The organism is Actinoplanes sp. NPDC048791 (assembly GCF_040650095.1).
Lineage (GTDB): Bacteria > Actinomycetota > Actinomycetes > Mycobacteriales > Micromonosporaceae > Actinoplanes.
The window spans coordinates 1-7,052 of the sequence record NZ_JBEZGQ010000410.1; the positions used below are offsets into that span (position 1 = coordinate 1).

Genomic DNA, 7,052 nt, shown 5'->3' on the forward strand with positions numbered 1-7,052 from the left:
CGCCGACTGGCGCTGGCCGTTGCCGCCGGCCCGATCGACAGCGGTCGAAGCGGTGACGGCGGCCGAGCTGAGCCGGCTGGCCGAGGCGGCGGCGGGCACCTTGCGTGAGGTGACCGCGGGTGGTCTGGCGGGTCGCGCGGTCGGGCAGCGCGCCGTGCGCGACGCCTTGCTCGATCACGTTGCGCTCGTCGTCACGCGCCCCGGCGGGGAGCCGGTGGAGGTCTCCCAGCGACTCGTCCAGGCGGTGTCGCGGATGGGCTTTCTCGGTCCCGCCGACAAGCAGACCTCGGCCGCGCGAGTGTGCGTGGCGGGACGCTGGGTGGGACTTTCTGCACCATATGGAGTCGCGTGGCTACAGCCGGTCCAAGTATTGACCGTCATGCCTATAGGGGGTCACCCGAAAGGGTGATGCTGCATCGGTCGTCCGGTCGCGCCCTCCCTTTGAGGGGATGACCTCCGCGACCTGTACGGGTACCGTCGCCCCGAGGTCCACCGCTACGTCCGGCGGCGGGCCTGCTGGGGAGTGAGGTGCACAACGATGCCGTGGTGGTCATGGCGTCCCGGGTCGGCCGGAGGCGATGAGCCCGAGACCGGCGGCGAGGTGGCGTTGCAGAGCAGCGTCCGCGTCGGAGTGCCGACGCAGCGTGAGCCGGGACACTCTTCGATGTCCTCCGCTGATCTTTCCTCGATCGACGAGCCGGAGCAGGTCGCTCCGGTCGATCTGGCCCGGATCGGCAAGGCCCTCGATCTGCTCGATATCCGGTTCCTGGCCGACGGCGGTGGCAGCCTGCTGGCCATGTGGGAACGGCACGCCGTGCTGTTCACGCTCGAAGGCCCCGACGACGAGATCCTGGTCATGCGGGCCCGTCCGCACGCGACCGTCCCGCCGGACTGGGCCGACCGCGCGTACCGCGTGGTCAACGAGTGGAACCACACCCGCCGCTTCTGCAAGGCCTACGTCGGCGATCCCACCGAACGCGGACAGCTGCCGATCTACGCGGAGCTGCAGGTGCCGCTGGCCTCGGGTGCCCACGACCCGTTGCTGGTGGAGATGCTCGACTGCGGCGCGGCCGTCGCGACCTCGTTCGTCGACTGGCTGCACGACGAGGGCGCGCTGCTCTGACGGAGGCGCTTCTCTGACGGAGGAAACAAAAAGGGCCCCGGATCACGGGGCCCTTTTCCGTGTCCGGGTTCAGCCGGGCGGGAACATGCCGATCCGGCCGTGGAACTCGCGGCCCAGCTTGTCGGTGTCCGAGCCGACGATCAGACCCTCGGGCACGACCTGGAACGCCCGCACGCCGACCCCGCGGTCCCGGCTCGGGTTCCAGCCCAGCGCCTTGCCGGTGGTCGGGTTGAGCGCGCCGATGCCGACCCGCGGGACGGCGCCCGGGCCGGGGCCCTTGGCGTCGCTGCCGTACGGGTTGTCCAGGTAACGCTGGTGGCCACCGACGTACACGGCGCTGCCGGTCACCGCGACCGCGTAGAGCGAGTCGCCGCCGGTGCGCTGCACCCAGGTCGGGTTGTGCCGGCCGCCGCCGGTGGCCTCGAAGCGGGCCGCCGAGTCGCACAGCTTGGTCGGCGAGGAGGCCCGGCCGGTCGCCGCGACGACGAGGTACCGGCCGTCGGGGGAGAACTTCACCTGCCGCAGGTACGTGTCGAAGCCCTGCAGGCACGGCGGCGCGTACGCGTCGGTGTACCAGCTGGTCAGCACGGCTGCGGAGCCGGAGACGTCGAACATGGCGATCTGGTTGCGGGCGGCCGTGCCGGACTTGAGCAGCGCGCCGACCGCGATCAGCCGGGTGCCGTCGGGGGAGATGTCGAAGTGCTCGACCCGGGTCCGGCTCAGGCCGGGGGCGGACAGCTTGGCGTCGAAGCCGGGGTCGACCGCGCCGGTGCCCGCGTCCATCCGGGCCAGCCCGACCCGGGTGACGCCGTTGATCGCCGAGAAGGTGCCGCCGGCGTAGAGCTTGCTGCCCCGGGCGCTCAGGGCGCGGACGTCACCCCAGTTGATCTTCGCGCCGAAGGCGGTGATCCGGGCGCCGGTGCTGACCGCGACCCGGGCGACACCCCGCTGGGCGGCACCGTTGACGGTCTTGAAGCCGCCGCCCAGGTAGACGGTGTTGCTCGCCCCCGCGGCCAGGGAGTAGACCGCGGCGTCGACGGCGGGGGCGAACGAGCGCACCGCACCGTCCTTCAGCCCGTACGCGAAAATGTTCTTCCGGGCGTAGGTGGTTTTCCGCGCGCTGTCCTGGACCTTGGTGAAGCTGCCGCCGACGACGACCGTGTCGCCGACCACCGCCAGCGCCCACACCGTGCCGTCCAGGACGTGCGGCGTGAAGTCGACCGGATTGGCCGAGACCACCGCCGGTTGGGCCATGTCAGCCGCGGCGGGCGTCGCGCCCAGCAGAGCGGCGCAGGTCAGCGCGGTGGCAGCGAGCAAACGGCGGCGCATCGGTCAGCTCCAGGGATCGGGACCGCGACGTCGGTGAAGTGACGATCGCGTCGTTCACCCGATCAACGAGCGGGTTGACCTCCGGGATGCGCGTCCATCTTGTTGACCATGAAGTACGCGGCGCGCTCCAGATAGTCCCAGAGAGCGCTGTGGTGCGGCTCCGGCAGACCGAGCGAGTCGACCGCGGCGCGCATGTGCAGCAGCCAGGCGTCCCGCTCGGCCGGACCGACCGTGAACGGCGCGTGCCGCATCCGCAGCCGTGGGTGCCCACGCTCTGCCGAGTACGTGTTCGGGCCGCCCCAGTACTGCATCAGGAACAGCGTCAGCCGTTCCGCCGCCGGACCCAGATCCTCCTCGGGATACATCGGGCGCAGCAGGGGATCCTGCGCGACCCCCTCGTAGAAGGCGTCGACGAGCCGGCGGAAGGTCGGCTCGCCGCCGACGGCCTCGAAGAAGCTGACTTCCGGTTCCTCGTTGGATGCGCTCACCGATCCAGTTTGCCAGCCGCGCGGTGCCGAGCCGGGCCGGGTGTGACGCGCGTTGCCCTGGCCGGTGTGTCGGTGACCGGGACTTCGGCGACCCCGTAGGCCGGCCGCCGGACCACGAGCACCACCATCAGGGCCAGGCCGCCGAGACTCCACAGGCCGACGACCAGCGGGATCGAGGAGAACTGGGCCAGCGCGCCGGTCGCCACCACCGCGAAGAACTGGGTGAACTGCACCCCGCCCTGCATGACCGCGTACGCCCGGGCGCGGTAGCCGTGCGGAAGGGCCAGCACGAACTCGCCGTTCAGGGTGGGCATGAGACCGCCCTGGGCGACGCCGGAGATCGCTGCCAGCACGGCCACCGTGGTGGCGTTGGGCGCGAACGCGGTCAGCGCGAGGGCCAGCGGGGTCAGCACGGCGAGGGGTTTGACCAGGCGGATGCGGTCGGGCTGACTGACCAGCCGGCCGACCACCAGCCCGCCGATCACAAAGCCGACCGGGCCGGCCGCCATGATCAGGCCCTGGTCGAAGCCCCGGGCGGCCGGATCCTTGTCGAACACCGCGGCCCAGCCGGCGGCCAGGCCCTCGGGCAGGATGGTGAGGGTGGTCAGCCCGAACACCATGAGGGCGATCGAGCGCAGCAACGGCGTACCGAAGACCAGCCGGAAGCCCTCGCCGGTCTCCCGCAGCAGGTGCCGGCGGTGGTCCGGGCCGGCGGCGGCCGGCCGCGGATGCACCCAGAGCGCGATGATCGCGGCCGAGATGATGAAGGACACCGCGTCCAGCGCGATGCCGAGCCGGGCGTTGATGCTGGTCGCGATGAAGGCGCCGACCAGATAGCCGAACACCTGCGCGGCCTGCGAGGTGGAGGCGTTGACGGCGAGCCCGCTGACGAGCCGGCGGCGGTCCAGGATCAGCGGCAGCAGCGCCGAGCGGGCCGCCTGCGTCGGCGGCGCCCCCAGCATGGCCACGAAGAGCAGGATGAGGATCGCATAGACCGGCATGCCGGGCAGGGCGATGAGCGCGATCGGCACGGCCCGGGTCAGATCGGCGACGATCATGACCCGGCGGTACGGATAGCGCTCCGCGAGCGCCGCCAGCACCGGCCCACCGACGATCCACGGCAGGTAGCTGATCGCGAAGGACGCCGCGGACAGCAGCACCGAATCGGACTGCTGGTAGACCAGCACGGTGATGGCGGCCCGGGCCAGATAGTCACCGAGCCAGTTGACGACGAGCGAGAAATAGACCGCTCGGTATTCGCGGACCGCGAAGAGGTCTCGGAAGGTGACGGGACCATCCGGCTCCGCAGCGTCCCCGGCCCGGTGGGCCGGCTGCGCAGCGCGTCGGTCGTCCGACACCTGGACCCTCCATCGATCGCGACGACCGGCGGGATCACCGCCGGTCGGACACGTCCGGGGGAAAATCGGGGTGCTCAGATCCCGCGCGAACGTGCCGCTGCAAGTGCAGATGCTCTTTGCACGATTCTGCCCGATCGTCCGAGTCCTGGCTAGGGCATACGGGGCGAACATCGGCCGTTCGGCCGAGGCCGGACCTCCCCCATCATGCCGTATGTGCAGGTCAGGTCGCACCACCCGGGGTACCGGAAGGGTCACCCGGCCCGCTGGAAAACGTCGGGGGAACCGCCGAGCGGGGCAGCATCCGCGACACGGCGATCCGTTCGGAGATGCCGGAGGTCTCCAGCGCCTCGGTGAGCCGGCGCCGCAACTCGCGCTGCACGATCGGCTGGCCGTCCGCCGTGGTCTTGGCGATCGTGCGGATCACCGCGCCGTCGACGGTCAGCTGCTCGACCCCGATCACGTCCGGCGGCTCCAGGAACTCGGTCGCGTGCTCCGGCTCCTCGGCCAGGGCCAGCGCGGCCCGGCGCAGCACCGAGGTGGCCTCCTCGGAGTTGACGAACCCGATCGGGATGTCGATGACCACCATCGCCCAGCCCTGGCTCTTGTTGCCGACCCGGATGATCTCGCCGTTGCGGATGTACCAGAGCACGCCCCGCATGTCCCGCACGGTGGTCACCCGCAGCCCGACGGTCTCCACCACCCCGACCGCGTCGCCCAGGTCCACCGAGTCACCGACGCCGTACTGGTCCTCCAGGAGCATGAACAGGCCCGCGATCAGATCCTTGACCAGGCTCTGCGCGCCGAAGCCGAGGGCCACACCGACGATGCCGGCGCTGGCCAGCAGCGGGCCCAGGTTGAAGCCGAGCTCGCCCATGACCAGCAGCACAGCCATGGTGAAGACCACGGCGGTGACGAAGCTGCGCAGCACCGAGCCGATCGCCTCGGCCCGCTGCCGGCGGCGTTCGGGGATGAACGTGTTCTCCGCGGCTTCCTGCTGCTTGTCGGCCCGCTCCCGCAGCGGCTTGAGCAACGCCGGCATGGCGGCCCGCGAGGTGGTGGCGGTCAGCCGGCGGATGCCGCGGTGCAGGAGCCACCGGATGAGCATCGCGACGAGGATGATCGCGAGGATCCGCAGCGGCTTGAGGATGAACACGTAGCTGCTGTTGGCCAGCCACTGGATGTCGGTCTTGTCCAGCACCCAGGTGCAGAGCGCGTCGGCCTTGCAACTCTCCGAGACGTCCGGCGTCCCGTTGAAGATCGGTTCGGCGGAGCCGGAAGGGGCGGGGATCGGGGCCAGCGGAATCACGGGGCCCTAACCTACCGGGCCGGACACCTCGCAGTGGAATCGGACATCTTCCGCGGAGACCTCAGACGTTTACGGCCCGGCCACAGATTGTGCTCGCCAATTCGTCATTCATCAGGGACTATTGGGCCACGAGCACCGGTAGATCCGGCGCTCGCGCCATGACGATCAGCACACGGGAGCGGTTGCTAGCACCTACACCGAAGGGTGATCGCGATGCCTGACATACGACCCACAGTGGGCTCCTCCGCGTTGGTGTTGAACGCTACCTACGAGCCGCTGTGCGTCGTATCGGTGCGTCGGGCGACCATCCTGGTGTTGACGTCGAAGGCTGAGTGCGTCTCCGACGGCGACGGCATCCTGCACAGTGCACACCACACTCTCCCGGTGCCGTCGGTGGTCCGGCTGACCAGGTACGTGAAGGTTCCGTACCGCACCCACGTCGGACTTTCCCGGCGGGCGATCTTCGCCCGGGACGGCGGCCGCTGCGCCTACTGCCGCGGCTCGGCCGAGACCATCGACCACGTGTTCCCGCGCAGCCGGGGCGGGCTGCACGCCTGGGAGAACGTGGTCGCCGCCTGCGCCAAGTGCAACCACAGCAAGGGCGACAAGACCCCGGCGGAGCTGGGCTGGCGCCTGCACTCGCCCCCGGCCGCCCCGCGCGGGGTCGCCTGGCGCGTGCTGGGCCACCGCACCCCCGACCCCCGCTGGGCGGACTGGCTCGACCTGCCCAAGCCGCTCGAGGCCGAAGCCGCGTAGCGGGCTACGTGTCCTCGGCCTTCACCAGGCTGGCGAAGACCACCACGTTGTCGCTGTAGCCCTGCTTGCCGCCCAGCCACTTGCCGCCGCAGGTCAGCAGCCGCAGCGACGGCCGGCTGTAGTCGCCGTAGACCCGCTTGACCGGCAGCTTCTCCTTGCCGAAGTGCTCGACCGAGTTGATCTGGAAGATCGCCACCGAGTCGTCCTCGCGGAGCACCTCGATCTTCTGCCCGGCCTTGAGCTTGCCCAGGTTGAAGAAGACCGAGGGGCCCGACCGGGTGTCCGCATGGCCGACGATCAACGCGGGGCCGAACTGCCCCGGGGTCGGGCCCTGATCGAACCAGCCCACCTCGTTGTGCCGCTGCAGCGGCGGCACGTCCACCGAGCCGTCCTTGGCCCGCCCGACGTGCAGGATCGGCGCCTCGACCTTGATCGAGGGGATCGTCAGGCGCTTCGGTGGGCTGGGGTCCAGGACCGGGAACGCGCGGGGTGGTGGTTTGTCCGGGCCGCGGAACAGTTCGCTGAGGTCGAAGCCGGTCGCTGCGCCGAGGCCGGCGCCGACTGTGAAAAGGCCGACGAAGACCAGGATCGCGGCCATCAAGCCGAGCGGCATCGGCCTGCGCGCGGCGGCTGGCATCGGCCGGGCGGCGGCCACGGGGCGGGGCGAAGGCCTGCGGGCCGGTACCCGTGCC

7 protein-coding genes and 1 pseudogene are annotated in these 7,052 nt (G+C 70.8%); 3 read left to right on the top strand and 5 right to left on the bottom strand.

Annotated elements, in window-relative coordinates; genetic code table 11:
* Positions 1 to 409: pseudogene (locus AB0C29_RS26170) on the top strand (hypothetical protein); the annotation flags it as partial.
* 129 nt (positions 410 to 538) lie between these two features.
* Positions 539 to 1,123, top strand: a complete 585-nt coding sequence (locus tag AB0C29_RS26175) for a YbjN domain-containing protein (RefSeq protein WP_360554898.1) — start codon at positions 539 to 541, stop codon at positions 1,121 to 1,123.
* A 69-nt stretch (positions 1,124 to 1,192) separates the two neighbouring features.
* Here AB0C29_RS26175 and AB0C29_RS26180 read toward each other — a convergent pair whose 3' ends face one another.
* From AB0C29_RS26180 to AB0C29_RS26195, 4 genes are all read right to left on the bottom strand, one after another.
* Positions 1,193 to 2,452 carry a delta-60 repeat domain-containing protein gene (locus AB0C29_RS26180; RefSeq protein WP_360825119.1) on the bottom strand — a complete coding sequence of 420 codons (1,260 nt, stop codon included), beginning with the start codon at positions 2,450 to 2,452 and terminating at the stop codon, positions 1,193 to 1,195.
* A gap of 62 nt (positions 2,453 to 2,514) precedes the next feature.
* Positions 2,515 to 2,940: a globin gene (locus tag AB0C29_RS26185; protein WP_360825122.1), complete on the bottom strand. Its 426-nt coding sequence runs from the start codon at positions 2,938 to 2,940 to the stop codon at positions 2,515 to 2,517.
* The gene (locus AB0C29_RS26190) at positions 2,937 to 4,298 is read right to left on the bottom strand and encodes an MFS transporter (RefSeq protein ID WP_360825125.1); all 1,362 of its coding nucleotides are present in this window, start codon (positions 4,296 to 4,298) and stop codon (positions 2,937 to 2,939) included. Before AB0C29_RS26190 ends, AB0C29_RS26185 begins: the two co-directional genes overlap by 4 nt.
* Positions 4,299 to 4,518: 220 nt before the next feature.
* Positions 4,519 to 5,604, bottom strand: coding sequence for a mechanosensitive ion channel family protein (locus AB0C29_RS26195; protein ID WP_360825128.1), 1,086 nt, complete (start codon positions 5,602 to 5,604; stop codon positions 4,519 to 4,521).
* A 213-nt stretch (positions 5,605 to 5,817) separates the two neighbouring features.
* On the opposite strand from AB0C29_RS26195, the gene AB0C29_RS26200 reads away from it, so the two are divergent.
* On the top strand, positions 5,818 to 6,360 hold the full coding sequence (locus tag AB0C29_RS26200; protein WP_212989795.1) for an HNH endonuclease: 543 nt from the start codon (positions 5,818 to 5,820) through the stop codon (positions 6,358 to 6,360).
* A gap of 4 nt (positions 6,361 to 6,364) precedes the next feature.
* On the opposite strand, the gene AB0C29_RS26205 is transcribed toward AB0C29_RS26200, so the two are convergent.
* Positions 6,365 to 7,052: class F sortase (locus tag AB0C29_RS26205; protein WP_360825131.1), on the bottom strand; the 688-nt coding region annotated here is incomplete at its 5' end.

What these genes read in the sequence shown, in the direction of transcription:
- AB0C29_RS26175 (WP_360554898.1), top strand. Translation starts at nt 539, where the DNA reads ATGCCGTGGTGGTCATGGCGTCCCGGGTCGGCCGGAGGCGATGAGCCC.
- AB0C29_RS26180 (WP_360825119.1), bottom strand. Translation starts at nt 2,452, where the DNA reads ATGCGCCGCCGTTTGCTCGCTGCCACCGCGCTGACCTGCGCCGCTCTG.
- AB0C29_RS26200 (WP_212989795.1), top strand. Translation starts at nt 5,818, where the DNA reads ATGCCTGACATACGACCCACAGTGGGCTCCTCCGCGTTGGTGTTGAAC.